Genomic DNA, 26,689 nt, shown 5'->3' with positions numbered 1-26,689 from the left:
TCTCACAAGGAATCGGTGCGGGGCGGATTCGTGTGAGATTTTTCGTAGCGGCTCGACCGTCCGGCACCACGAGATATGAGCGCGCCATCCTCCACGAGGGCATCGAGGGTTCTTTTGGCGGTACCCCGTGAGGTGCCGGTGAGAAGGGAAAGATCACCCGTGGTGATGGAATCATTGGTGCCAAGCCAGGCGTGGACGGTGGAGGCTTGATCTTCCACTTCGGTAGAGAGATAGTCCATGAGGGGATAGGTGCTCGTGGTGTCGTAAGCCTGGATCATGAGACGCCGCGCGGTCTGCCCCAAGATCCAGGTGTTCTTGTACCTGCGGATGAGAGGTTCTGCGCGCACTGTGGACTGGCGGGCGGCTTCGAGGGCGATGAGGGCGGCCTCCTGATCGGATTGGAGGGCATGAGCGGTGGTCGCCACCGTGATAAAGGGGGAACGCAACAGGAGATTCAGCACGATAGCCACGCGATAATCCTGCTGACGCTCCGCCGGGGTAATGGCTCGCACGCAATCCACGACGGGGTAGACGGGTTGGCCCCCATGCAGTGAGCATTCCACGTACGGCCCCGCAACCTCTCGGATGGTGGGTGGACGATGCCCGAGCACGATCATGTCTCGGTACATGCGATCCACGCCTACCCCTTGTTTATCCACCAGGCCGAGGGCGCGGAAAAGATCGGCCAAGGCGGGGTAGCGTGCCTCGCGGTTGCTCAAGATATTGTTCTCTGTGATAGCCCCGGGGAACGCGCCGGGGCTGCGCACTGTGAGGGAGCTATCGAGCTCTATCCAACGGACGTCGGTAGGTTCGCTACGGTTCCAGTCGCGGTGAATGACTCCGTTGAGCAGGGCCTCGCGGATGGACTGTTCGGGCACACGGCGCACGAGCTCGTGGTGCAGCCCGGCCTGATGCGTGGCGAAGGTATTGACGGTGCCGAGGGCGCGCTCGATGATATCGAGCTGCTCGATTAGGGAAAGCTCGGCCGGGGGCACCACGCGGTTGAGGATGGAGCCGCCGGGAACGTTAAAGACGGTGACCTCAAGGGCAACCTTATCCAGCGGGCAGAAGAGCAGGGCACCGGCCTGGGTAAGGTGATCGTCCGAGCGCAGCGCGCCGGAGCGACGCAGCAGGTCCGTGGTGCTCAGCCCTCCCCCATCGGGGGAAAACCACCGACGGGCGATCTCGACGGCACCCGGGCGTATCTCAGCAACACCCAGGTGGGAGGGTTGCACCATGATGTCGGCCTGGGAGGCGGCGTCGCGGTGTTGCCACCACTCGGCGCGGTCCACAGGCTCGCAGGAATCGCCCACCCGCCACCGAATCTGGCCGCCGGTGTTTTCCACCGGCTCTCGGGCCTCCGCCACGTACACGATGAGGATGCGCAGCCCCTCGACCTGGGTGGCCACAATATCGGGGCCACGGACACGGCGGAATAGATGCGTTGCCGCAGCCAGTCGATATCTAATTCCGTGCCGATGATCCGGCCGGAATTATCTTCTACGCCGTAGATGAGGGCCCCGCCGCCTGGAGAATTAGCCATGCAGGCCACCTCGTCGGCCAATTTTGTGGCGGCGGTTTGATTGGTGCGTTCGCCCGGCTCGATGATGCCACCCCGGTCGCGCCGTCCGGCCTCTTCCTTGAAATCCACCTGCTGCGTCTCTGCCGTGTGGATGAGCCTGCCTCCCGTGGACGTGGCGAGTATGGCGGCCACCTGTTGCTCAAGATGGTGGCGCAGGAAAGAGGCGTGGGAGAGAGACATGCGGGCAGCCTAACAGCATATTGTGAGATTAGGTACCCCCTTAATCTCACAAGGAATCGGTGCGGGGCGGATTCGTGCGAGATAAAGGCGTTTACACCCCCAGGAAGCGCTCCACGACCCGGCGGTAGGCCCGCACGGTCAGGCGCAGATCCTCCAGGTGCAGGTGCTCGTCGTGGGAGTGCAGTTGTTTATTGGCCTCGGCCAGGGTGCGCTCGCGGGCGTGGAGGGCAAAGCCGTAGCCCACGCCGCCCCGGCGGCGGGCAAAGCGCAGGTCGGACCCGCCGGTGGCGAGCACCGGCACCACGGCGGCGTTGGGAAACTCCTCGCGCACGGTGTCCGCCAAGGCCTCCCACAGCGGCCCCTCGGCGGGAGACTGCGTGGCGGGCTCGGTGATGAGGCGCTCGATGCGCACCCGCTCGGCCATGTCGCCCAGGGCCGTGCGCAGCAGGTCGTCGATCTCGTCCTGGGTGGTGCCCGGCAGGGGGCGGATGTCCATGTCCAGCCAGGCGTGGGAGGGCAGGACGTTGATGGCCTCGCCCGCGCGCAGCACTGTCTGGGCGAGGGTGACGTGGGAAAACGCCTGGGCGTAGGCGGCCAGATCCCCAAAGACCTCGTAATCCTCCGAGCCCGCCAGCAGGGTGCGCTCGGTGTCGGGATCGAAGCGAAACGCCCGCACGAAGCCCTGCCACAGCGGATTATCCGTCACCGGCGGGTGCGCGTCGGCGATCCGGCGCGCCACCTCCCCGATGGCCGCGATGGCCGACTCCTTGCCGTGCGGGGTGGAGCCGTGACCTGCTTCTCCCGTGACGTGCAGCCGACGCTGCGCCGCGCCCTTTTCCCCGACGTTGATGACCACGGCGTCGGAGCCGTCGCGTGTCGGCAGGTGCGAGCCGCCCGTTTCCGAGAGGCAGTTGCGCCAGCTCAACGCCTCCGGCTCGTGCCGCGCGATCCACCCCGCCCCCAGGCCGCCGCGCGCCTCCTCGTCCGCCAGGGCCACGAAGGTCAGCGTGCCCCGGGGGCGGCGGGCGGAGCGGGCCACCTCGCGGGTCACCGCCGCCATCGTGGCGGTGATAAACAGCATGTCCACCGCGCCGCGCCCGTAGATCTTCCCGTCCCGGATCTCCCCGCCGAAGGGATCGACGCTCCACCGTGCCTCGTCCACCGGCACCACGTCGATGTGGCCGAGCAGGGTCAGCGGCTCCGCGTCCGGGTCGCTGCCCGCCACCTGGAAGGCCACCGACGCTCGCCCCGGGTGCGGTTCGAAGCGCCGGGTGCTCACCCCGGAAGCGGCGAAAAAGCGCTCCAGCGTCTCCACGTTGCGGACCTCCTGCCCGGAATCCGGGGTGAGGTCATTGACGCAGGCGTTGCGGATGAGCTCTTGGAGCAGGGCGAGGGTGTCATCGTAGAGGGGCATGGGTTCCATTATGGGGGTATGAGGGGTGGTGGCGCATTGCCCGTCGGGAAGCAACAGAGTAAGAGATTTGGGGAGAGATTATGCAGGAGGGTCCGCATGGAGATGGCGTCGATCACGGAGTGGACCTTCGTTTCTGAGGCGCCCATTCCGGCCGATATTTCGGATTTGCTTGTGGCGGGTGAAAATCCCGTCGTGGCTTTTACGACGTTCCGTGACACGGCGGTTTTTACCACCAAGCGCCTCATTGTTCGGGACGCTCAGGGCATCCGCGGCAAGAAGGTAGAGGTGTATTCCCTCCCGTATTCCTCCATCACCATGTGGTCCACGGAGAACGCGGGAACGCTCGATTTCAACGCGGAAGTCGAGCTATGGACACGCGCCGGCACAGTGAAGATCAAGATTGGCCGCGGCCTCGACGTGCGCCGGATAGACCGCGTGATCGCCAGCTGCGTGCTCGGGGGATGAGCGGTACTACCGCACGTCCCCGAACTTCCGCACCACCCAGCCGCGCAGCAGGATGAGCGCCACGCCCAGGCCGATCGTCGCGGCCGAAGCGGCGATAAAGAAGGCGCGCTCGGCGGAGGGGCCGGCGTCGATAGCCGCCTCGTAGCGGGTGCCCAGCACCCCGGCCAACGAGGTACCCATGGACAGGGACATCAGCCACACGGCGAACATGCGGGACTTGAAGGCCGCCGGGGCGACCTTAGTGGCCAGGGAGTTGCCCACCGGGGACAGCAGCAGCTCGCCCATGGTGAACAAGAAGAGCAGCGCCACGATGATAAGCAGCGGGGTGGAGTTCGCGCCGCCCCCGGCGTAGGGGAGGAAAAGGAAAAGCGAGGCGCCGATGATGAGGTTGGACACGCCGAACTTCACCGGGCTGGACCACTGGCGCTCGCCCAGGCGCGACCACAGGGTGGCAAACAGCCCGGAGAACGCGATGATGAAGAGGGGATTGACGGACTGCACCTGGCTGGGCTGAAGGTGGTAGCCAAAAACGTCCAGGTTCACCCGGGTGTCCGTGTACAGCGCCAGGATGGTGAACTGGGACTGGAAGATGGCAAAGAACATCACGCAGCCGAAAAGCAGCGGCAGGTATCCCACGAGCCGGGAACGCTCCTGCGCGGTGGTGTGCGGGGAGCGGAACATCTGCGCCAGCAGCACCACGGCCGCCAGGAAGGCCAGGCCCGCCATGTAATGCGCGAGATTCTTCAGCGGCAGCAGACCAAAAACAAAGGGGGAGGCGAGCAGGGCCAAGAGGATCAGGCTGCCCAGCGCCCAGGGCAGGTATTGGCCGCGGGGCAGGGGATTGGGCACGGTGCGGCTCGCCGGGTTGATGGTTCCCTTGCGCATGAGGACGTACTGCGCCAGCCCGATGCACATGCCGATGGCCGCCAGGCCAAAGCCCCAGTGGAAGCCGCCGTGCTTCCAGGCCTCGCCGGTGGCCAGCGGCCCCAGCAGCGCGCCGATGTTCACCGCCATGTAGAAGAGGGAAAAGCCGGCGTCGCGCTGGGGATCGGTGCGGGAATAGAGATCGCCCAACACCACCTGGGAGGCGGTCTTGACGCCGCCGGAACCCAGGCCGATCAGCGCCACGCCCAGGCCCAGGCCGGGGAAACCCGGAATCAGGGCCAGGGCGATGTGGCCGGCCATGACCAGGATCGCGGACAGAAAAAGGGTGCGCTCGGGGCCGAGCAGGCGATCGCTGAGGAACGACGCCGCCACCGCCGTGATGTACACGAAGCCGCCGTAGGCGCCCACCAGGGACAGCGCCGTGCCCTCGTCCATGCCCAGGCCGCCATCGGTGGCCGCGTAATAGAGGTAGTACCCCAGGATCGTGACCATGCCGTAGTAGCTGAACCGCTCCCACAGCTCGATGCCAAACAGATTGGCCAGGCCCCACGGCTGGCCCAGGAAGGTGCGCCCCTCGGAGGTATTCATGGGGATAGTGTAGGTGAGTACCCTCGGTATACATGGAAAAGATGGCTGGAGTGGACGAGGCGATGGATCGCCTCGTCGAGCTGTACGACGCCGCCGCGGCCCGCGCCGCGGAGATCTTCCGGGAGGGCACCTACGAGGACTACCGCGAGGTCACCTACCCCCGCCTGGAGGTGGAGGTGACGCGGTGGCGACCCATCGACCGGAGGGCACCCTTCGGCTACGTGGACGAGGCCGGGCGCTACGCCGCGGAGCTGAGCAGGCCCGCCCTGCTGCGCGGCTACTTCACCGAGCAGCTCACCGAGCTGGCGGGCAATTACCCCTGCGAGATCTTCGTGGGGCCGTCCACCACCCGCATACCGCCCGAGTACCTTCGCGGCCTGGAAAACGTGGACGAGGCGCGCCGGGCGGGCGACCTGGGGGAGGAGGTGCCGCGTCCCACGCTCGACGAGGTGGACGACGGGATCGTCGATAGCCGCTGGGAGGCGTTCCACGGCCCGGTCAAGCCGCTCTTTCACTTTGGCCCCCAGCGCTTCGACATCGCCTGCGCGCGCATCGAGCATTACACGGGCATAGCGGTGGAGACGTTGCAAAAATACATCCTCTTTACCAATTACCCCATGCACACCACCGAGTTCGTGAACCTCGGCTTGCGCGAACTGGGCAGGGAGGGATCCCGCTATACCCGCCTGGTGCTGCCCAATGGGCGGCGGATCACCGATTCGAGCCAGGAGATAGACACCGCTTCTGCCAGGCAGATGCCCCGCTACGACCTGTGCACCGAGTCCGGCGATGGGATCAGCATGATCAACATCGGCGTGGGCCCCTCCAACGCCAAGACGATCACCGACTGCCTGGCGGTGCTGCGCCCGGAGGCGTGGATCATGATCGGCCACTGCGCCGGGCTTGATGCCCGTATGCGCATGGGAGACCTCATCCTGGGCAACGCCTACCAGCGCGAGGATCACCTCCTGGACAGGCGGATCGCCCGCGACGTCCCCATCCCGGCCGTCCCGGAGATCCAGCGCGCCCTGGAATCCAGCGTCACCGATATTTACGGCAACGATAAGTCCCTCATGCGCACCGGCACGGTGCTTTCTACCGACGACCGCAACTGGGAATGGCGCACCACCCGCGAGCTGTGGGAGTGGCTGCGCGGTTCCACAGCCGTGGCCGTGGACATGGAATCGTGCACCCTGGCGGCCAACGGGTACCGCTACCGCGTGCCCTACGGCACCCTGCTCAGCGTTTCCGATCTTCCCCTCCACGCCGTGCCCAAGCTCCCGGCGCAGGCCCAGGCCTTCTACTCCTCCTCCAAGGCGGCCCACGTGATGTGCGCGGTGCGCGCCATGGAGTATCTGGCCCACGATCCGCGTCGGCTGCGCACCCGGAAATTGCGGCGCACCATTGGCGAGGTGCCGTTGAGGTAGGTGACCAGGCGGAATTGTCTCTTTCTGCTTCGGGGCCACGCGGAGTGCGTTTCCTTCCTTATTATCAAAGCAGATTGAATCGAGGAGGATGTACCTGGTAAGACGGAGGCGGGTTGATTCTAGATTGTCCTCGTGCAAGGGGATGGTATTTCCTCGTGGAATATGATTCCATGAGTAAAATATCAGGCCACAAGTGGGATACCCGCAAGCTCGTTGTGGGGGCGGTGCGGGTATTTTGTTTTCTGTAGCTGCACCGGGACTACTGTAATATAATTCCGTGTCCACATCATGGAAGAATCGATATTCCACATGGGCATAATCGTCCTTGTATGCTGCCCTGGGGTCATTATATTGAGTGATAACGACTTTTATTTTAGATTCAGTAAGGTTATTGTTCCGGAAAGAATCGCAGGGAACCCCAGCAGAGTTAAGAGTGTAGGCGAGAAAATATCTGGAGAATCTTGGTTTTGAAGGTAGTATATTGAACCAAATATCGCCATAATTAACCCGAATAGGAATAGGGATATTTGCCACTTATTAGATAGGGAAGATGTTGAAAAAGTTACGATTGTAGATAGCGGCGAAGATAGGGAAAGTAGAACTCCGATATATAAAACTGCATTGTAGCTTGTAGCGATGTGGGCTACAATAAGTGCTATACCAAGGAGAAATAGATATAATTCCGTTTTGGCATTCTTCTCTTGCTGTTCATGATATCCTCTCGAAATATCCCTAGATAATACCTGGCCATTGACTTGGGTGGGCTACGGTTACGGCAGCAAAGTAAGTTGCCGCCGTTGCTAAGCGGCCGGCGCGGCGAGGATCGGCTCCGTTTGTGTATACATTATTACATATTTCTGCCATCTGTGCACCAAGAACAGTGTTGCATGCTACATATTGCTCAGGGGTTTCCGCTTGGGCGTAGCATACATCATGATGTGTGCATGCTCCGCTGAAATCGGCATTTTCCCCAGGAATTGAAACTGATCTGGAGAACTGGTGCAGTAGTCATTTAGACTTCCTTTAGACGGATCGTAATTATATCCGGCGGACGGTTCGATGCCACCTCTGTTTAGTTTGGGTAGATATATGCTCCTTGTGTGTGACAGGTGTCTCCTTGAACTCTTCTTCAAGATCGAGGTTCTGTTCTTCCGTCCATTCGTTAAGTTGATCGGCAACCTCTTTAGGAACCACCTTCCCGTCCATGTCAACTTCAGATGCGTTTGCTTGGGTCACTCCGGAAAGAGTGATACTCACTAGCGGCAATGAGACTATAGTGTAGGAAAATTTCTTTAGCGATTATATCGCTTTCCTTTGGCTGAAATTATTCAGTCGAAGCATAGCGTGGATGGTTAGCTCTGTCTAGGTCGTAGGGGAATCGTGGGGAGATCTTGCTTGGAGTGTGGCGGATGGGTGGCGAAGAAAAATAACCCCCCGGTGCTTAGCGCAAGACCGCAGCACCGCCGGAGCCGCGGGTTAGAGCCGTTGTTTCACTCACGCCTACAGTTGTCGCCAGGTGCTTCCCCAGCTTGTGAGATTGGGGGGTGAAGGAGTGGCTGAACCTGGGGCTACGGTCGTTATGCCAATGTGATTGAGGCTGGCCAAGAGCGATGTAGATATGCCGCCACTGCCCAGTAGGTAATGCCTGGGCCAGGTAAGTGACCGACCGACGGAACGAGATCTTGCCGATACGCTATCCTAGGTTCCCTTTCGTGTAATGGTGGTGTAACGGCATGCATCCCGTCGGTCACTGGATAGGGTGGGGTTTCTGCGCTGTAGCACTACGATCGCGGTGCCGCGTGGCTCTTGTGGCGTGCCTCGCCTCGTTGCCCTGGCCCCGTACACTGGCCGGGGAAGGGGGAAATATGACGCAGAACACTATTGTTGAGGAGATTCGCGGGCGCGTGGCGCCTGCTTTGGTCAGCCGGAGATCAATCTGGGTATTTTGCCGGGTATGGGTGGTTCTCAGCGTCTTACTCAGGCGGTGGGTAAGGCCAAGGCGATGGAGATGTGTTTAACGGGGCGCATGATGGACGCCGAGGAGGCGGAGCGTTCCGGCTTGGTGGCTCGCGTGGTGGAGGATGAGGAGCTGTTGGATAGGGCCCTGGAGATCGCGTGTACCATTGCTGGGAAGTCCAAGGTGGCCGCCATGATGGTCAAGGAGGCCGTTAATACTGCCTTCGAGGCGAACTTGGCGCAAGGCCTCCTCTTTGAGCGACGCCTGGTGCATTCGGTGTTTGCCTCCGAGGACCAAAAGGAAGGGATGGCGGCGTTCGTCGAGAAGCGCGAACCGGAGTTCCGGGGAGCGTAACGCGGCCCAGGCGGGTCCTTGTGTGTATCCTGTACCACATCGCACGCGCGATGGTGAAGCACAAGCGAAACCTGGAAGGCCCGTTATGTCCATGGAAACCACCGCAGAACCGCGCAGCACCCTGGGGAGGTGGGGCGATCGCTTCCTCGGCGCCGTGGAGGCGGTGGGCAACAAGCTGCCCACGCCGTTTCTCCTCTTTCTCATTCTCTTTCTGATCACGGCCGCGGCGTCCTCGCTCATGGCGTGGTCGGGGGCCTCGGTACAGGTGCCGGGGTCGGGGGAGACGCTCACCATCCGGGGCCTGTTTACCGGCGAGGGGCTGTGTGGTTCACGGAGAACATCGGGGAGAACTACATTGGCTTCCCGCCGCTGGTCACGGTGTTGCCCATCATGCTCGCGGTGGGAATCGCGGAGCGCTCCGGTATGCTCGCCGCGCTGATCCGTAAGCTCTTTGGCTCGGCCAATAAGACGACGCTGCCCTACGCGGTGGGGGTTACCGGCGTGACGGCCTCCATCATGGCGGATGCCGCCTTCGTGGTGGTGCCGCCGCTGGCGGCGATGGTGTTTAGGGCCGCCGGGCGTCACCCCGTGGCGGGCCTGCTCGGCGGGTTCGCCGCCGTGGGCGCCGGGTATTCCACCTCGCTGGTGCCCAGCAGCCTGGATGCGCTTTTTGCCGGCATCACCAACGCCGTGATGGAGGGCCTGCCGGGGCTGTCGGCCCAGGAGGTCAATCCGGTCTCGAACTATTACTTCAACATCGCCTCCGCGATCCTGCTGGGGCTTATCGCGGGATTCCTCATCGACCGGGTGCTGGAGCCGCGCATGGCGCGCCAGGGGGTACCCACCGAGGCTTCCGATGGGGACGGCGCGCACGACGGCGAGCAGGATCTCTCCGCGGAGCTGACCGCCAGGGAGTGGCGGGCGCTCAAGGTGTCCCTGTGGGCGATGCTGCTGGCCACCGTCGCGGTGCTGGCGGCGGTGCTGCTGCCCGGCTCCCCGTGGCGCAACGCGGAGGGCGGCTTTTTGCCCCAGTCCCCGCTGCTCAACTCCATCGTGTTCCTGGTGATGGTGTTCTTCCTTGTCATGGGTATCGCCTACGGTGCGGTGGCGGGCACCATCCGCAGCGTGGACGACGCCGTGGACATGATGACCGAATCCCTCAAGGGGATGCTGGAGTTTCTGGTGCTGGCCTTCATCCTGGGACAGTTCGTGGAGCTCTTCAATTGGACAGGCATCGGCACCTGGACGGCGGTCAAGGGCGCGGCGGCCCTGGAATCGGTGGGGCTCACGGGTTTTGCCGCCGTGCTGGCCTTTATCGTCCTGGCCAGCTGCCTGAACCTGCTGATTATCTCCGGATCCGCGATGTGGACGCTCATGGCTGCGGTCTTCGTGCCCATGTTCGCGCTGCTGGGCTACGAGCCCGGCTTCGTGCAGGCCGCCTTCCGCGTGGGCGATTCCGCCACGCAGATCATCACGCCGCTGAACCCGTACATGATCGTGATCCTGGGTATGCTGCGACGCTACGAACCCCAGGCGGGCTTGGGCACGCTCATGTCCCGCATGTTCGTGTTCGTGATTCCCTTCGGCCTGACCTGGGTGCTGCTGCTGGCGCTGTGGTTCTACGCCAATCTCCCGCTGGGGCCGGGCGCGGGGATTTTCCTGGGGTGATGGTGGGGTAATGGGATAAAAAATTCCTATACCGCATAACTCGACATATGATGGGGGTATGTTGCTGAGTTTTGCTCTGACCAACTTCCGCTCCTTCGGTACTCGGGCGGTGTTGGACATGCAGAAGCGTTCTTTCCGGCGCAACCTGCCTAAGGGGGGAGATTGGGTGGCGGTGACGGAACGGTTGGCGGGCCTGTATGGTCCCAACGCCTCGGGAAAAACCACCGTGGTGGGGGCGCTGCGGGTTTTGCGCGAGGCAGTGCGATACTCCGTCACCGCGCCGGAAAGCGGGGGTTTTCTGCGCACACCGCACATGTTTCACGTGAAACAATCCACGGAGTTCGAGGTGGAGTACGTGGCGCAAGGGCGGCGATACCTATGGGTGCTGAAATTGGATGATCGGGGCGTGTCCGAGGAACGGCTGGAAACGGTGGCGGACACAGGGCATCGGCGGCTGCTTTTTCATCGGACGGGTGACACGGTGCGCTTCGGCAAGGAAATCGGGTTGCCGCGCGCCGGGCAGGTTATCATCGAGCAGTTCCTGCGCGCCTGGACTTTGGTGCTCAGCGCGTGGGAACTGGTGAAGGAAAAAGGGCCGCATGAGGGGGCCGTGCGTTGGTGGTGGGAAAAGCTCCAGATATGTGGTTCGCCGGGAAACCCGAGGCTGCCGGGTGAGCGAGGGGAACAACTCCTGAATATGCTCACCGACCCCGAGTGGGGCGGCATGAGTGAGGCGGTTCTGCGGGCCGCCGATGTGGGCCTGACGAGTGTGGAGATACGGGAAGAAGAAATCCCGCCGGAGCTGAGAGAGATCTTTGAGCAAAGCCGTCGGACGGGTGCGGTGGAAGGTCTGCGCGCCGAGGGAATATTTTCCGGGGAAGAGGTCGCGAAGATGGTGAAGACGCTAGTCTTTACCCATGAGGGAGGGGGCCGCTCTTTTGGCTTGCGTGAGGGGGATGAATCGGAGGGCACGCGCACGTGGTTAAACCTGACCATGCAGGGGGTTAAAGCGCTGGCGGAGGGCAACGTGTTGGTGGTGGACGAGGTGGACGCGAGCCTGCATCCCACGCTGGTGCGCTTTTTCCTCTCCCTCTTTGAGAACCCCGCCACTAACTCCGACGGTGCTCAGTTGGTGTACACCGCGCATGACGTGGCGACTTTGGGCAACGCGGTGGGCGAACGCCTGCCGGTTTCTGCCGTGTGGTTGGTGGAAAAGGCGGAGGCGGAATCGGAACTGCTGAGCCTGGATGAGTTTCACATCAGGGGGAGTAATAACGTGGAAAAAAAGTACCTGGAGGGGGCGTTCGGGGCGTTGCCAAGCCCGGGCACGGACATCGAGCGGGCTATCGAGGAGATTCGTCATATCCGTCAGAAAAGGGAGGGGTGAGGATATGGGGCGCAAAGGGGTGTGAAGACGCTGATCTTTTGCCAGGGGACGCGAACGGAGCCGGATTATCTGAGCCTCCTCAAAAGGGTAGAACGGTGGCCGTATGTGCGGGTGGACTCTGAGGCTCTAGATCCCGTCAAAGCGGTGGAAACGGCGATGATCAAGGCGCGGCGGGAGGACTTTCGCAGGGTATATGTGCTGGTAGACGTGGATGATACTCCACGGGAAGAATTGCATCGGGCGGCCGCGCTGTGCCGGAAAACACGGGCAAGAAAATAGCGGTGAACCTGGTGGTATCGCACGAAAGCTTTGATTGCTGGCTCTATGCTCATGTGAGCGAGGGAAAGATCCCTGTTCAGGGCAGGGAGTGGTTTCAGCAGAAGCTAAAAGGGGAAGGATACATGGAAGGGCCCACGGGTAAAGCGCTGTGTACGGGTTTTCCCGTTCAAAGATGGAAGCAGGCTGCAGAGAACATCACGGAACTTGCTTTCGAGGAGGTGGGAACCAATCCGGCCAGCGCGGTGGGCCTTTTTATTCGACATCTCACCTCGTCTCCTTCTACCCACGCGGAAGCCTAGCGCTGACTTTTTTGCGCGCCCAGCGAGGAGCGCGCGGCAGCCGGGGGACGTGTCGATGAGATCGACACGTTGGGGAAACATGTCGAAATTTCTGTGGAACATCGACATATGACCTCCTATCCTCACTTCCCCTTTACTCGCCCCCGCCGCGCGCTGACGGTCTTGTTCCCGGGAATCCAGAACCGCAGGGGTGCGTCCGCGTTCTTGGAGATCCCCACGCGCGGCCCGCGCACCCATTCGGGTTCCGTCGCGCGTGGCCGTAGCACGAAATCGGGCCCGGTGACCGGAGCGCCGTTATCTCCCAGGTCGAGGCCCAGGGCGCGGCCGAGGTTGCCCGGACCCTGGGCGAGGCGATGGAAGGGAACGTCGCCGCGGCGTTGCCGCGCAATGTCTTCGCCGCCGATGACCTCGCCGGCGCGCAGCAGGCACCCCTGGCCGATGCCCTCCGGAGCGCACACGATATTGCCGGCGCGGTGAATCCCGTAGGAGAGATAGACGTACATGCGCCCGCCGGGCCCGAACATCGCCTGGTTGCGTGGGGTCTTTCCGCGGTAGGTGTGGGCGGCGGCGTCCTCGGCGCCGAGGTAGGCCTCCACCTCCGTGAGCCGCACGGTGACCCCGGCGTGGCGGAGGGTGCAGCCGAGCAGGTGGGGTGCCACCGCGTCGGCCGTGGCGGAAAAATCGATCATGGTGGCACCCCTTCGCGTCGTGATAGGCCTAGCCCCGCACCCGCAGCATCCCGGTGAGCGGGCCGATTAACCAGTTGGCCAGGCCCATGACCACGGCTCCCCAGAAGGCCGCGCGGAAGCCATCCACGGTCAGCCCCAGGCCCAGCGCGGCGGAGAGGGATCCGGCGAAGAGAAACACCAGGGCGTTGATGACGAGGGCGAAGAATCCCAGGGTGAGGATGGTCAGCGGCAGGCCGATCAACCGCAGGACGGGGCGCACCGTCATGTTGAGGGCGACGATGAGGGCGGCGGAGCACAGAAAAGAGACGAGGCGTTCCCCCGAGGTCGCGCCGTAGACGGATACCCCGGCGATGAGCCCGGTGACCGCCCAGAGGGCCACTGCCGTGCCCGCGATGCGCACGCTCGCGTTCCACAGCCCGCTCACGTTTGCGGCCCTCCGGCCAGGGGGGCGACGTCGCCCTGGGGAAGAGGGGAGCCGTCCAGGGAGAGGGCCAGCACCTCCACCTGGGCCCCGGGCTTGCGGTCGAGCCCCAGGCGCAGGCCCGGGGCGGGGCGGAATCCAAACTTGTGGTAAAAATCCGGGTTGCCCAGCGCGGCGACCCCGCGGGTGCCCTCCCCGCGCAGCGCGGTCAGCGCCTGGGCGAGCAGCGCGGTGCCGACGCCGCCCCGGCGGGCCTCCGGTTCGATGGCGAGGGGGCCCAGCACGCACCAGCCGGTGGAGCCGTCGCCGCAGCGCACGCGGGTGGCGCCGAGGAACCCCACGATGTCTATGTCCGAGACGGCCACCAGGGAGAGGGAGAGTTGTTCCGCATCGCGCAGCTTTTCCACCAATTCCTGCTCGTTGTGCCAGGAATGGTAGTCGTCGGCGAAGGCGCGGGTGATCAGGGAGCGGATGGTGGTGATGTCCGCTTCCGTTTCCCGGCGGATGGTCAAGTCCATGTTCCTATCCTAGGAAAAAAGCGCGGTTTGCTCATCCGCACCCCGCCACGGCTGCTCGTCCAGGATGCCCGCCCGCTTAGACACCACGGCCGCCACGAGGGCCTGGCCGGTGACGTTGACGGCGGTGCGACCCATGTCGATGATCGGCTCGATGGCCAGCAGCAACCCCACGCCGGCCAGGGGCAACCCCAGGGTGGACAGGGTGAGGGTGAGCATGACCGTGGCGCCGGTGGTGCCGGCGGTGGCCGCCGAACCGATCACGGAGACGAAGATGATGAGCAGGTAGTGCGTGAGATCCAGGTGCACCCCGTAGAACTGAGCGACGAAGATCGCGGCCACGGCCGGATACACGGCGGCGCAGCCGTCCATCTTGGTGGTGGCGCCCAGGGGGATGGCAAAGGAGGCGTACTCGCGCGGCACGCCCAGGGACTCCTCGGAAACCCGCTGGGTGACCGGCATGACGCCCATGGAGGAGCGAGTGACGAAGCCGAGGGAGGTCACCGGCCACACGCGCCGGTAGAAGCCCATCACCGGCAGCCCGGCGAAGCGCAGCACCGCCGGATAGACCACGCCGAGCACCAGCGCCAGGCCCGCGTAGACGGCGATGACGAACTTGCCCAGGGAACCCAGAGCGTCCCAACCATAACTGGCCACGGCGGTGCCGATGAGCGCGGCGGTACCGATGGGTGCCAGGCGGATGATCCACCACAGCACCTCCTGGATCACCTTGAGGAAGGATTCGGCAAAGGCCAGGAAGGGCTCGGCGGCCCTGCCCGCGCGCACGGCGGCCACGCCGATGGCCAGGGAGATCACCAGGATTTGCAGCACGTGAAAGCCCAGGGAGATCTCCCCGGAGGACTCCGCGGCGGACAGCCCCAGGAAGTTGGCCGGGACGATGGATTCCAGGAAGCCGAGCCAGCTGCCCGTGCGGGAGGGATCGGCCGCGGTGGTGGGGTCGATCGAGGTGCCCTCGCCGGGCTTGAGCACCAGGGCCACCAGGATGCCGGAGAGCACGGAGAAGAAGGCCGTGATGGCAAACCACACCAGGGTGGACACCGCCAGCCGGGCGGCGTTGGTGACCTTGCGGAGGTTGGCCACGGAGGTGACCACGGCCGCGAAAACCAGCGGCGGGATCAGGAGCTTGAGCAGCTGCACGTAGGTGGAGCCGACGGCGTCGAGGGTGGCGGCGAGCCAGTTGTCCTCGGCCATCGCCCGGGCGGCGAACCCCAGGGCGAGGCCGAGGATGAGGCCCGCCACCACCTGCGCGCCGAAGTTGGTCATCCAGGAGGGCAGCCGCCGGGCCGGGGCTGCGGTGGGGGAGGGGGTGGAAGTCATAGGCTACCTCTTCGTTACCGCTGTGTCGTCGTACCCTTGGCCCAACGTCGCGCCGCGGATTTTATGCCCGCAGGCGGCCTCTCCGTGACCAATATGACAAAGCGGTATGTTATTTCTGCACTTATCGGTCTGTTTGGCGGGGCGGTTAGGAGGAGGGCAGCAGGTTGAGCTGTAGCGGATCGCGCAACACCAGATCCAGGGCCGCCGCCCGGGTGATTGCGTGCACGATCTCCGCGTGGGAGGGGATCATGCGCAGCTCCACGCTGCGGTTGAGGCAGTCGAACCGGCCCAGGGCCTCGCGCACCGAGGCGCCGAAGATGCGGGGAGCCTCCGGATCGGCGGTAAAGGCGCTGCCCGCGATCACCAGGCGCTGCGGCTGGTGGCGGCGCACCAGCTCCACGGCGAGCTGCGCCAGGCCGTGCGCCCGGGCGTTGAGGATCGGCCGGGCGGCGGGGTGGGCCACGGCGTCGGCCAGGGTGGGGGCCTCCACCCCGAGGTTGCGCACCTCGCGCAGCAGATCCCCCGTGGTCAGGGGCGCGCCGGGGGCGCTCAGCGCGGTGATGCCCTCCGGGGCCTCCAGCGCGGTGCTCAGGGAATCGTCGGCGAAAAGGGCCAGCGTGGGGTGGGGGGAGGTCGTCGGGGTGGTGAGGTGTTCGGCGGCCAGCATCGCGGGGGCGATCCCAGAGACGGTGACCGGGACGGGGAAGTAGTAGCGCAGGTCCGCGGCGATGTCGGTGCCGCTCCAGCCGAGGTTCGGGGCCTCCACCACGCCCTCCGGGCTGACCTCCCCGGAGACGGTCACGCCCACGCTCACCAGGCGGCGGGTCATGGGGGTCAGGATGCGGTGCAGGGCCGCGATGATGTATTCGAGGAAGTCGTACTGGCTGACCATCGCCGCCGAGGCGGCCACGGTGGTGCGCCGCAGCAGCTGCCCGCGCAGGTCGTAGAGGCCCAGGGTGGTCTCTGAGGTGCCCACGGCGATGCCCGCGAACATGGTGTCCTCCGGGCTGATCTCCAGGGGGATGGTGGGACGGCCGCGATGGCCGATCTCCGCGAGGTCGGGGCGGCGGGTGATGTATCCGGCGTCGAGAAGGGCCGAGACCGCGCGGGTCACGGTGGATTGGGAGAACCCGGTGGCCCGGATGAGGTCGAGGCGGGTGGACACCGTGGTCTGGCGCATCACCTGTAAGCACTGCGCCGCGGGGGTAAACGGACGGGCAAAGGCGGAGGCGATGCTGCGGTATGGCATGGTCACATAGTAGGCATTATGAACCGCATAGTCTAGTTGAGTCTAGATCATAGCAGACCGCATGGTCTGGGCTGCGTTTTTAGGACATCACCCCGTCAGCGGCGCCACCGAGATCGCGTCCGTGGCCACCCGTGACCAGCGCGCCTCGCGGTAGCGATACCCCTGTCTGGCCCGCTCGGCGCGCTGGTGCTCCACAAGCTGCACCGCGAGGGCGTCCACGCCCACCTCGCCTTGGCCCACGAACTCCGACGAGCGGCGCAGACGGGCGATCTGGTGCCGCTCCTTAAGCCCCAGCACCAGCGCCATGATGCTCAGCAGCACATAGCGGCTCATGTGCATGACCTGGTACAGCGCCAGCAGCGCCGGGATGGTGAGTAGGAAGGTAATGTCCCCCGCGCCGTCGAAGTGGACCACCGTGCCGATGGCCGCCAGCACCACGTTGTCCCGCGTGGCCTTGATCAGGTCGGTGACCACCGGGTTAAACAAACCGATGTCTTGGAGGATGCCGAAGTAGATGATGGCGAAGATGAACATTACTACCACGTTCATCACGGAGCCCAGGCCCGAGTCGAAGAACTCCCCGATCTCTCCCCGGCCCGTAGCCCATGAGCAGGGCGCCGGCGACCGAAACCAGCGTCATGGCCACTACGGGGCTGGTCTTGCCCCGGATGAGCAGGCTCACGGTGAGCGCGATGATGAGTAGCCCGGCGATGGTCAGGCCAAGGGTGTGTGCATGAGGTAGCCCCTCGGGGATGGGTGGATTGTGAGTTAATCCACTTGAGATTATGAGGTGGGCGCGGCCGATGACGCAACGGAGTGCGAGGCAGGGAGCACGGTGAGGGGGAATCTTAATTTATGAAGCAGGATGAAAAAAGGTGGTTCCCGCGCTGCGGGAACCACCGTGGCCGTGGCTTTTTCTTAATGCTCTGGCAGGTACTTGTGGATCATGTCGATGGGCACAAAGCGCGTGTCATGGTTATCGATCCCGCCCTTGATGATACCGATGACCTTGCCCTGAGCATCAGTGACCGCTCCGCCGGAGTCCCCTCCGGTGTTGGGAACCTGCACCGTGATCACGGTGCTGGGGAAATTAGTATTTGCCCATGAGAGGCGCTTATCGCTGCTGTAGGTCCCGGTGGAGTGGGTCATATGGCCCATGACTTTGACCGTCTCGCCGATCTTCATGGTCCTGGGATCCCGCGTGCCGTTGGCGCCGATCACCCGGACGTTGTCCTTGAGCTTGATGCGCACGGCGTCGATGGCATCCGGGCCGGAGCTGCTTCCCATGCCGTCGATCACACCGAGAACCTCACCCTTGAGGTTGTAGATGGGCGCGCCCACTTTCCACTGTCCGTGCCCGCAGTGCTTGGCCGTGTACGCGGTCGTGGTCGAGACGACCGTGACGGAGCAAACGGTAGAGCCTGGGGGCTTGATGATGCCCCCCTGGCGCAGGATGGGGCTGGGGCCGGCGCTGGCGGGCACCACGGAGCTTAGGAGCGCGATCGCGGCGGCCAGACCGGTGGCGGCAGTCCTCTTGAAAGTGAGCACGGTAACCTCTTTCGGTGCGCGGGGATAGTGCTTTGTGCGCCTATCTTTCTAGCGAGAAAAATGGTAATGGGTGTGATGTCCCGCGTCAAGCGGAAAAGCAGCCACTATTTCTTTGGGTGAAGGGGGTTCACTAAATATAATTTAGTCTCACTCTCTTTTGGCGGTGGAACCCCTCCCACGCGGGCACGGCACCGGAATGATTCGGCCCGCCGGAGTGCTCCGTGGATCATTAGCCTAGGGCTCGGCGGCGTGGTTAAGATAGCGGGCTATGAGTTCAGCGGAATCCGTACGCTCTGCGGTGGCCCAGCCCGCGCGCGAACCCTCGCTCCTCGATGCCGCTTGCGAGGCCTTTGTCAATGACATGGCGGCGCTCTCGCCCACCGACGCCACCCACCTCGGCATCGACGGCTACGACGGCGAGCTTCAGGACTTCTCCCCGGAATATTGGTCCGCCGTGGCCGAGCGCACCCGCGAGATGGTCATGGACGTGGTGGCCTTCGACGAGGGCACCGACGAGTGCGACGACGAGGACGACTTCGACGCCGTCGATTACGTCACCGCCGCCGCCCTGCGCAACCGCCTGGGCGTGGCGCTGGACAAGCACCACCACAGCGAGGATCTGCGCCTGCTCAATAACATCGACTCCCCGGTGCAGACGATCCGCGACGTCTTCCTGGTCATGCCCACCGAGACCCCGGAGCAGCGCGACCAGGTGCGCTCCCGCCTGTCCAAGGTGCCCGCCGCGCTGCGCGGCTACCGCGAATCCCTCGCCCTAGCGGCCGGCTCCGGCAAGGCCGCCGCGCTGCGCCAGATCGACGCCGTGATCGGGCAGTGCGAGGCCCTGGCCGATTCCGGCTCCATGCTGGAAAACCTGGGCGTGGCCCCGGAATCCGCCGAGGTGGAGCGGGCCAAGGAGGCCTTCGCGGAGATGGCAGACTGGCTCGGCGAAAACCTGGTGCCCGCCGCCGCCCCCTGCGACGCCGTGGGCCGCGAGCGCTACGAGCTGTTCTCCCGGGAGTTCGTGGGCGACGAGGTGGACCTAGACGAGGCCTACTGCTGGGGCTGGGAGCGGCTGTGCGAGATCGCCGCCGAGCAAAAGGCCGTGGCCCGCCAGCTCTACGGCCCGGACGCCACGGTGCGCCAGGCCATGCACCAGCTCAACAAGGATGAGCGCTACCTCATCACCGGCACCGAGAACCTGCGTGCCTGGATGCAGGAGACCGCCGACGGCGCGATCCGCGAACTTGCCGGTACCCACTTTGACATCCCCGAGGCGCTGCGCCGCGTGGACGCCCGGATCGATCCCGCCGGCACCGGCGGTATCTTCTACACCCCGCCCAGCGACGACCTCTCCCGACCGGGTCGCATGTGGTGGTCCGTGCCCCGGGGCCAGGAGACCTTCCACACCTGGCAGGAACTCACCACCGTCTTCCACGAGGGCGTGCCCGGCCACCACCTGCAATGCGGCACCGCGCTGCTCCAGGGCGAGGCGCTCAACCTGTGGCGGCGCTCCGCCTGCTGGATCTCCGGGCACGGGGAGGGCTGGGCGCTCTACGCCGAGCAGCTCATGGCCGACCTCGGCTACGAGGACGACCCCGGTTACCGCATGGGTCTCCTCGACGCCCAGCGTCTGCGCGCCGCCCGCGTGGTGCTCGACATCGGCGTGCACCTGGGCAAAAAGGTGCCGGAGGGCACCGGCATCTGGGACGCCTCCTACGCCAAGACCTTCCTGCGCGACAACACCGCGATGGACGAGGCCAACCTGGCCTTCGAGCTGGATCGCTACCTGGGTTGGCCGGGGCAGGCCCCTTCCTATGCCCTGGGCCAGCGCATGTGGGAGGGCGTGCGCGACGAGGCCCTGGCCGCGGGCATGAGCCTGCGCGACTTCCACTCCGCGGCCCTGGCCCTGGGTTCGATTCCCATGTCCGTGCTGCGGGACGAGGTGGTGGGGTAGGTACGCGAGGGTCGGGGGAGTGTGTCACGTCCCCGGCTCTTCTTCGGGGAGGACGGGATATTCGGCGTGGGCCTCCAGAACGGCAAATTTCATTAGCCGGTTTACTGTTGCCGTAGAGTATTAGTCTGTACGATCCTCCCTGAATCACCAAGAAGGCCCCATCTTGCCCCCGCTGAACGTCAAGACCATCGAAGAGCGCGTCCAGGCCCTCGCGGGCCGGGAGGAATACTCTGACGAGCTGCTCTTCGATCTCCTCGCCGCGTACGGCCGCTCCACCAGCAGCATCACCCGCCTGCGCAATGGCTCCATCAACGTGGCCGAGGATCTCTCGTGCGAGTACGCGCAGAAGAACGTGGTGTACTACCGGAACATCGCCGCATCTTCTGCATCCCTCTCTCCTGCGGAGCGGGAGGCGCGCCTGCTCCAAGCCGCCGAGGAACTAAGGAAGCACGAGCGTGTGGTCCGCTACACCACTCGTTTTGTTATCGCCTCGGATCACCATTGGCTCGCCGCAGTGGACACCAAGACCAATGAAAACCGAATCTTTCCCATCGCGCAGATTGACAAGCACTATGCCTTCTTCCTGCCCTGGGCGGGCATGGAAAAGGCGCAGTTTGCCGCGGAAAGACACGCGGACACCAAGGCCGCGGAGAAGATGGGTAAACTCTTTGATGCCCTCGTAGCCAATAACCCCGACGTCCTGACTACGGAGGCGGGCCGTCACGGCCTGAACATCTTCTTCACCCGGTTGTTGTTTTGCTACTTCGCGGAGGACACGGACCTTTTCCCGGAGGGCGCTTTCACCAAGGCCGTCGCCTCCCGGACGCAGGAGGATGGCTCGGACGTTGCCTACGTGATCGCGGAGATTTTCGATGCCCTCGACGTCAAGGATAAGTCCCATCTCGCCGAGCACCTGCAGGTATTCCCTTACGTGAACGGGCGCTTGTTCTCCAAGGATGCCGCCTACCGGATTCCCCAGTTCGATCGGAAGTCCCGGAACCTGCTCATCGAGCTTGGCCGCCTCATCTGGCAGGACATTAATCCCGATATTTTCGGCTCCATGTTCCAGGCCGTGGTGCAGTCCGGGGCTCGTTCGGAGCTGGGCCAGCACTATACGTCGGTGCCGAATATTTTAAAGACCATCGAGCCATTGTTTCTCGACGACCTCAAGGAGCAGTTTGATTCCGCGTATGACTCGGTGCCAAAGCTAGAGAAGCTTCTTGAGCGTATCTCAAGGATCAAGATTTTTGAAATTTTTATGACACGCCGGATACAATCGCGCGCGAACTACGATTTAGCCGCCTGATTGATTCACCCTGAGCTGCTTATTCAAAATTAGAGAGGAGCGTCTTGTGACCATTGAACCGCCAGTGTTCCGTACGTTTGACTGTGAAACAGTTGAAGTTGTTCACGCCGAGGGTGCTGCCAATGCGAAGCATTTTTCTATCCAGGCACAAACTCAACTCGATTCTGGTTTCGTCTCGGTGGATGCTCCTATATATGAGGGAGACATTGTTGAGATTAAAGACCCACATGGATGTATTGACCGCAAGCTCGTAAGCGAAGCTGTCTTAGTCGTAACAAATGGGGCAGTTAAGTAGATGACAAAACAACGACTCCAACTCACCTGGTACAACAAGGACAAAGCCCTCATTCCCACCGAAACCGGCAAGTACGGCTACACGTGGGTTGACCCGTCTGACCCTCGTTACTGCGAGACCCACACGCTCATCATGGATGAGTACGTTCGGGGCGTCCAGTCGCCCAAGAATGACGAGTTCGAGTACTCCGAGCGCGCTGATGTTGAGCCCCAGGATGACAACCTGCTAATCCTCGGAGAATCCGGTGACGTGCTCGAAGCGCTCACCCGCGTGCCGGAGCTGGCTAAAAAGTACGTGGGCAAGATCAAGCTCATCTACATTGACCCGCCCTTCAATACAGCGCAGACGTTCGCCAATTACGAGGACAATCTCGAACACTCTGTGTGGCTCACCATGATGCGTGACCGGCTCCTTCATATGAAGAAGCTGCTATCCGAGGACGGTTCTATTTGGGTGCACCTGGATGACGTCGAAGTCCATCGGATGCGGCTGCTCATGGATGAGGTGTTCGGTGCGAGGAATTTTGTTGCTGAGGTCGTGTGGCAAAAAGCCGATGGACCTCGAAACAATGCTGAAGGTTTCAGTAGCGATCACGACACTATTTTGATATACGAAAATTCCGAGTTGTTTAACGTAAACAGAATGGCTCGATCCGCCTCTGATAATGCACGGTTCAAAAACCCCGATGGTGATCCTGATGGACCTTGGTGGGATGGCGACCCCACAGCTCGACACGCGATTGGTAAAAGACAGCACCCGAGTGTTTACGGCATCCAGCATCCAATCACTGGGAAAATGATCTACCCAGGCAAAAATGCTAACTGGTACTTCGCTCAAGAGACAATGTTGGAACTCATGCGTTCATGGGGTAATTATCAGCTAACTCCGCCTGACCCACTAGAACTCGAGAAGCGGGGCATAATCGAAGGCGCTGGGGTCGAAATTCGAACCGACGTGCATTGTTTGACGATTCCAGACTGGGGAGAGGAAGCCATCGCTTTCGCGCGCGAGCGCTTGGCAACCTTCCCACTACCGAGGGTTTTATTGCGCGGAAAAGAAGGCGCTGAAGGCGGTTTCGGCCTGAAGGCATACATTCCGGATAGGGGCGTTCCTCCTCAGACATGGTGGAGTAACACTGAAGTAGGTCATAATCGCGGGGCAAAGAACGAAATCAAGAAATTATTCCCCAACGATAGCCCCTTCTCTACTCCTAAGCCTGAGCGTCTGCTTGAGCGGATTATTCATATCGGCTCAAACCCCGGCGACATCGTCCTAGACGTGTTTGGTGGTTCTGGGACTACGGCTGCGGTGGCGCAGAAGATGGGCAGGCATTGGGTGACTTGTGAACTTGTGGAAGACACCTTCGACCGCTTCACGCGCCCGCGACTGGTGAAGGTTGTCAACGATGAGGATCCGGGTGGGATAACCCGCACGAAGGGAGGGCGAATCGCCGCCGATGGTGTCGAGTTGCCGGATGGTGTCTCTCCTGATGATGCCGCGAAGTTCACGTCGGTGTTGAACAAGCTGATTGCCGATGATCCGGAGTTGAAGAAAGACCCACGGGTAAAGGCGTTGAAGTCGGCAGCAAAGACGAAGCGCTCGAAGGACGTAGTGAATTGGCGTGGTGGTGGTGGTTTCCAGGTGGCTCACCTGTCGCCTGCCTGTTTCGATTATGATCCCACTCTGGACCGGGTGATGCTGACGGCTGCTGCTAGTGGGCAGACCCTGATTGACTCGGTGGCGGCAAACCTTGGATTCACGTTGTTGCACCCGGATGATGATTATGTTTTTGATGCCCGTCGCGGTAACGCCTTGTTGAAGGTGGTGGAGGGTGTGGCCACCCCGGAGATTGTCGAGTGGTTAGCCACCCAGGTGTGGTCCGGTGAGACGATCGTGTTGGCGGCCACCACGGTGATGGACGGAGTGCGCCATCATCTGCGCAAACTGGTGAAGGGGTCGCGGGTGATTGCTATCCCGGATGATATTTTTCGCTACTCGGAAGGTGGTGACGTGTAATGTCGACGAGGCTCAACATCAGCTTTGATTCGGATTTGCTGGAGTCCATCAGTGCAGAGTTCGATCTGCGGACTCCGAACAAAGAAGCGCTCCGGCAGCTCATCTTCACACTCGATGGTGGCTATGACCCGTCCGTGATGCAGGTGCTTAACCTCGCCACGGGTGTTGGTAAGACATATCTAATGGCAGCTTTTATTGAGTACTTGCGCCGTCAGGGGGTGGGTAATGTCGTGATCGTTACCCCGGGTAAGACGGTGCAGGCAAAGACCGTACAGAACTTCACCAATGGCTCTAGCCGCTATATTGCGGGTTCGCCGGTGCCAGCTGAGGTGGTCACCCCACAGGATTATTCGGCGTGGATCGCCCGCCAGAATGGTCCTGCGCGGCTTGCGTTTGGTCGCGAAACCCCGATGCTGGCGTTTATCTTCAACATTCAGCAGCTCATCGCGCCGAAGGATGCTGAAGGCGATACCCACGGAGCCACGCAGGATGCGATTCGTCGCAAGCCTCGCAGATTTGATGAGAACGCTGGTGTGCTCTTCGACTATCTGAAGGGCCTAGACGATCTGGTGGTGATTGCAGACGAGTCCCACCTGTATGGCTCAAGCGCGGTGGCGTTTAACACTGCTTTGAAAGAGCTTGACCCGGCGGCAGCAATCGGGCTGACGGCGTCGGTAGATAAGAAAACTGATCACGTAATCTACGAGTACCCGCTGTACCGTGCGATTCAAGACAAGTATGTCAAGGCCCCGGTGTTGTCCTTCCGCAAAACCGGTTACGGGACTGATGGAGCGTCGGAGGAACAGCAGCTGCGTGACGCGCTGCAGCTACGCGCCCTCAAGCAGACGTACTACGACTCCTACGCGGCAAGCAACAACCGTGCTCATCTCAACGCGGTCGCGTTCGTGGTGTGTTCGGATGTTGAGCACGCCACCCAGGTAGCTGAGTTGCTACGCACCCCCGAATACCTTGGTCGGGACGACGCCGTGTTGCAGGTGGATTCCAAGCACGAAGATGACCTAACCCAGCGTCGTCTCAACGAGCTTGATCGTCCCCATTCTCCGGTGCTTGCTGTAGTAAGCGTGAATAAACTTAAAGAGGGTTGGGATGTCAAGAACATTGCCGTTGTGGTGACCCTGCGGGCGATGGCATCCGAGGTGCTGACCCAGCAGACGATGGGGCGCGGGTTGAGGCTGCCGTTTGGCAAATACACCGGCGTGTGGCAGATTGACCAGCTCGACATTATCGCCCATCAGTCCTTCACCGAGTTGCTTAATGCTGAGAACGTGCTGCAGCAGTTCGGGCTGGAAGAAGCCGTCGCCGCACCAGATAAGACCACAGTGGAGGAGGTAATCCGTAAGGTCGCCGAAGAATCCGATACAGGTACGGGCACGCCCGCGATCAGCGGCGATCACCCAAAGGTTGCGACCATATCAGAGGCGGGCGCTGATTCAAATAGTAACGATCTCGGTGTGGTTGCTCAGCTGGGCGTGGTCTCTGTCGATGGCGGTGGCGTTGCGGGCACCGGGCGGCCTGGTGTTGGTGTTCGCACCATCACCGATCAGGAGGAAGAATCCACGTGGGAGGTTATTTCGATCGAACGTAACCCCAAGTTTGCTGAGGTGTCGTATCAATTCCCAGTGACGACGATGACGGTGCAGCAGCCGCCGATTGACCTGTCTGAGATCAGTGACTCTGAGATCGAACAAGCGGCCCGTCGGGTCACATCCACCGGAGACGTGCTGTTGCGTAAGGAGATCATCGCCGCGCTGGGCAAGAAACTACGGGCCGAGGATCGAGAAAGCGCCGAGGTGGACTCCGTGCACGTCGATGACGCTGATGCGCAAGACGCACTGATCAAACTGGTGGTCAACATGTCTCTGGTGCCCAAGACCGAGCAAACTGCCCGCTACGTTGCTACGTTCCTGGTGCCGAAGTTCATGCAGCACGTGTCGTTTAGTGGTTGGACGGTGAAATCGCTGGATTCCGCTCGCGCTGAACTGTTGGGGCTTGTGAAGAACTATACGGTCGAAACTCTGCGGGCTACCCGAGAGGTGTCGTCTATTCACCCCAAGCAGATGCCAGACAGCGGTTACACGCTTCCGCTGGGTGAGACGGTGCATGACCAGATCGAGATCCGCGACCAGTTCGTGCGCGGCAGGGTCTATGGGGGCTGGTTTAAGTCCTTGTTCGCCGAGGAATACTTCGACTCTTTCACTGGCGAATACCAGCTCGCCCGTTTACTGAACACCTCGCCGGGGATCGTGTGGTGGCACAGACTACATCCGCAAGACAAAGCCTTCGTGTACTACAATGCTAAGGACCGCTATTTCCCAGACTTCGTGGCCTTCGATACCAACGGGGTGCATTGGATCATTGAGGGTAAAGACGAGCGCGGCCGCGATGACGTCAAAGTTCAGGCGAAGCGTAAAGCCGCCGAAGCGCTAGTGCGGCGTCTGATTGCCGAGAATGCCTATGCGGGGCAGCACTGGGGCTACTTGATCGCCTACGAGCAAGACACGGCTCGTGCCGATTCATGGGAGGATCTCAAGGCTTTCTCACAGCCGGTCAGCAACGCCCTATAGCCCCGAGGTCGCCTGTGCGCAGCACTGGGCTCCAGCGTTGCGGAAGCTCAAGGGGGACGGCCTCGCCGGTGAGGAACACGAAGTCAAGTCTCCCGTCGGTGAGCATGCATCCGTCTTCGAGGATTGACTCGCCCCGGGAGTGTGAGGGTGGGTGTTTAAGTCGCGTGGGCTTCTGATTGCTCCCTGTTGGGATTGGTGAGACGGTACCACATTTCGTGTTCCTTCGGTGGGATGTAGTCAATGGATCCGTGTAGTCGCTCGGTGTTGTACCAACTCACCCAGCTCGCG

General features: G+C 62.4%; 20 protein-coding genes and 3 pseudogenes. 13 read left to right on the top strand and 10 right to left on the bottom strand.

The annotated features are described in order from the left end of the window. Positions 1 to 2: 2 nt before the first annotated feature. Together H7347_RS07700 and H7347_RS07695 are read right to left on the bottom strand one after the other, a co-directional pair. Positions 3 to 1,762 (bottom strand): annotated as a pseudogene (locus H7347_RS07700) (DUF5635 domain-containing protein). A gap of 91 nt (positions 1,763 to 1,853) precedes the next feature. Beyond that, positions 1,854 to 3,176 (bottom strand): M20/M25/M40 family metallo-hydrolase, encoded by a 1,323-nt coding sequence (locus H7347_RS07695; RefSeq protein WP_186337375.1) that lies wholly within the window; start codon positions 3,174 to 3,176, stop codon positions 1,854 to 1,856. A gap of 96 nt (positions 3,177 to 3,272) precedes the next feature. Here H7347_RS07695 and H7347_RS07690 point away from each other — a divergent pair, with 96 nt between their 5' ends. Then, positions 3,273 to 3,641 carry a PH domain-containing protein gene (locus H7347_RS07690; RefSeq protein WP_152822939.1) on the top strand — a complete coding sequence of 123 codons (369 nt, stop codon included), beginning with the start codon at positions 3,273 to 3,275 and terminating at the stop codon, positions 3,639 to 3,641. Positions 3,642 to 3,647: 6 nt separating this feature from the next. On the opposite strand, the gene H7347_RS07685 is transcribed toward H7347_RS07690, so the two are convergent. Then, positions 3,648 to 5,114 (bottom strand): peptide MFS transporter, encoded by a 1,467-nt coding sequence (locus tag H7347_RS07685; protein ID WP_152822937.1) that lies wholly within the window; start codon positions 5,112 to 5,114, stop codon positions 3,648 to 3,650. A 41-nt stretch (positions 5,115 to 5,155) separates the two neighbouring features. Here H7347_RS07685 and amn point away from each other — a divergent pair, with 41 nt between their 5' ends. The 6 genes and pseudogenes from amn to H7347_RS07655 all read left to right on the top strand — a co-directional run bounded on the left by amn (position 5,156) and on the right by H7347_RS07655 (position 12,485). Then, positions 5,156 to 6,541, top strand: a complete 1,386-nt coding sequence (amn, locus tag H7347_RS07680; protein WP_186337397.1) for an AMP nucleosidase — start codon at positions 5,156 to 5,158, stop codon at positions 6,539 to 6,541. Between the two features lie 1,909 nt (positions 6,542 to 8,450). Further along, a pseudogene (locus tag H7347_RS07675) lies at positions 8,451 to 8,852 on the top strand (enoyl-CoA hydratase-related protein); the annotation flags it as partial. Between the two features lie 85 nt (positions 8,853 to 8,937). After that, positions 8,938 to 10,520: pseudogene (locus H7347_RS07670) on the top strand (AbgT family transporter). Between the two features lie 58 nt (positions 10,521 to 10,578). After that, complete coding sequence (locus tag H7347_RS07665; RefSeq protein WP_152822934.1) at positions 10,579 to 11,907, top strand: ATP/GTP-binding protein; 1,329 nt, start codon at positions 10,579 to 10,581, stop codon at positions 11,905 to 11,907. 21 nt (positions 11,908 to 11,928) lie between these two features. Continuing rightward, positions 11,929 to 12,186 (top strand): RloB domain-containing protein, encoded by a 258-nt coding sequence (locus H7347_RS11010; protein ID WP_152822932.1) that lies wholly within the window; start codon positions 11,929 to 11,931, stop codon positions 12,184 to 12,186. Continuing rightward, positions 12,159 to 12,485, top strand: a complete 327-nt coding sequence (locus H7347_RS07655) for a hypothetical protein (RefSeq protein WP_186337374.1) — start codon at positions 12,159 to 12,161, stop codon at positions 12,483 to 12,485. Before H7347_RS11010 ends, H7347_RS07655 begins: the two co-directional genes overlap by 28 nt. Before the next feature lie 122 nt (positions 12,486 to 12,607). On the opposite strand, the gene H7347_RS07650 is transcribed toward H7347_RS07655, so the two are convergent. The 6 genes from H7347_RS07650 to H7347_RS07625 all read right to left on the bottom strand — a co-directional run bounded on the left by H7347_RS07650 (position 12,608) and on the right by H7347_RS07625 (position 17,231). Then, positions 12,608 to 13,174, bottom strand: a complete 567-nt coding sequence (locus H7347_RS07650) for a DNA-3-methyladenine glycosylase (protein WP_152822929.1) — start codon at positions 13,172 to 13,174, stop codon at positions 12,608 to 12,610. 28 nt (positions 13,175 to 13,202) lie between these two features. Continuing rightward, positions 13,203 to 13,598, bottom strand: a complete 396-nt coding sequence (locus H7347_RS07645) for a phage holin family protein (protein ID WP_186337373.1) — start codon at positions 13,596 to 13,598, stop codon at positions 13,203 to 13,205. After that, positions 13,595 to 14,113, bottom strand: coding sequence for a GNAT family N-acetyltransferase (locus H7347_RS07640; RefSeq protein ID WP_152822927.1), 519 nt, complete (start codon positions 14,111 to 14,113; stop codon positions 13,595 to 13,597). Before H7347_RS07640 ends, H7347_RS07645 begins: the two co-directional genes overlap by 4 nt. 9 nt (positions 14,114 to 14,122) lie before the next feature. Continuing rightward, positions 14,123 to 15,448, bottom strand: a complete 1,326-nt coding sequence (locus tag H7347_RS07635; RefSeq protein ID WP_152822926.1) for a dicarboxylate/amino acid:cation symporter — start codon at positions 15,446 to 15,448, stop codon at positions 14,123 to 14,125. 145 nt (positions 15,449 to 15,593) lie between these two features. Then, on the bottom strand, positions 15,594 to 16,697 hold the full coding sequence (locus tag H7347_RS07630) for an ROK family transcriptional regulator (RefSeq protein ID WP_152822924.1): 1,104 nt from the start codon (positions 16,695 to 16,697) through the stop codon (positions 15,594 to 15,596). Positions 16,698 to 16,784: 87 nt separating this feature from the next. After that, positions 16,785 to 17,231 (bottom strand): SLC13 family permease, encoded by a 447-nt coding sequence (locus H7347_RS07625; RefSeq protein ID WP_227659078.1) that lies wholly within the window; start codon positions 17,229 to 17,231, stop codon positions 16,785 to 16,787. Between H7347_RS07625 and H7347_RS10805 the strand changes: the two genes are divergently transcribed. After that, positions 17,224 to 17,400 (top strand): hypothetical protein, encoded by a 177-nt coding sequence (locus tag H7347_RS10805; RefSeq protein WP_227659077.1) that lies wholly within the window; start codon positions 17,224 to 17,226, stop codon positions 17,398 to 17,400. The genes H7347_RS07625 and H7347_RS10805 overlap by 8 nt on opposite strands. Before the next feature lie 215 nt (positions 17,401 to 17,615). Here the strand turns inward: H7347_RS10805 and H7347_RS07620 are convergent, their stop codons facing one another. Beyond that, positions 17,616 to 18,245, bottom strand: coding sequence for a trypsin-like peptidase domain-containing protein (locus H7347_RS07620; protein ID WP_152822922.1), 630 nt, complete (start codon positions 18,243 to 18,245; stop codon positions 17,616 to 17,618). Positions 18,246 to 18,513: 268 nt separating this feature from the next. On the opposite strand from H7347_RS07620, the gene H7347_RS07615 reads away from it, so the two are divergent. The 5 genes from H7347_RS07615 (at position 18,514) to H7347_RS07595 (ending at position 26,401) form a co-directional block, all read left to right on the top strand. Further along, a complete protein-coding gene (locus tag H7347_RS07615) occupies positions 18,514 to 20,199 on the top strand; it encodes a DUF885 domain-containing protein (RefSeq protein ID WP_152822920.1) in 1,686 nt (561 codons plus the stop codon). 163 nt (positions 20,200 to 20,362) lie between these two features. Next, positions 20,363 to 21,505, top strand: a complete 1,143-nt coding sequence (locus tag H7347_RS07610) for a type IIL restriction-modification enzyme MmeI (protein ID WP_186337372.1) — start codon at positions 20,363 to 20,365, stop codon at positions 21,503 to 21,505. Positions 21,506 to 21,551: 46 nt separating this feature from the next. Continuing rightward, on the top strand, positions 21,552 to 21,800 hold the full coding sequence (locus tag H7347_RS07605) for a hypothetical protein (RefSeq protein ID WP_152822918.1): 249 nt from the start codon (positions 21,552 to 21,554) through the stop codon (positions 21,798 to 21,800). Then, on the top strand, positions 21,801 to 23,816 hold the full coding sequence (locus H7347_RS07600) for a site-specific DNA-methyltransferase (RefSeq protein ID WP_152822917.1): 2,016 nt from the start codon (positions 21,801 to 21,803) through the stop codon (positions 23,814 to 23,816). Next, a complete protein-coding gene (locus H7347_RS07595; RefSeq protein ID WP_152822915.1) occupies positions 23,816 to 26,401 on the top strand; it encodes a DEAD/DEAH box helicase in 2,586 nt (861 codons plus the stop codon). Before H7347_RS07600 ends, H7347_RS07595 begins: the two co-directional genes overlap by 1 nt. Positions 26,402 to 26,689: the final 288 nt, after the last annotated feature.

The sequence above is a fragment of the Corynebacterium sp. zg-331 genome (assembly GCF_014267345.1).
Classification (GTDB): Bacteria; Actinomycetota; Actinomycetes; order Mycobacteriales; family Mycobacteriaceae; genus Corynebacterium.
Note: the sequence above shows the minus strand (reverse complement) of the source record. Positions and strands in the feature narration are given on the sequence as shown.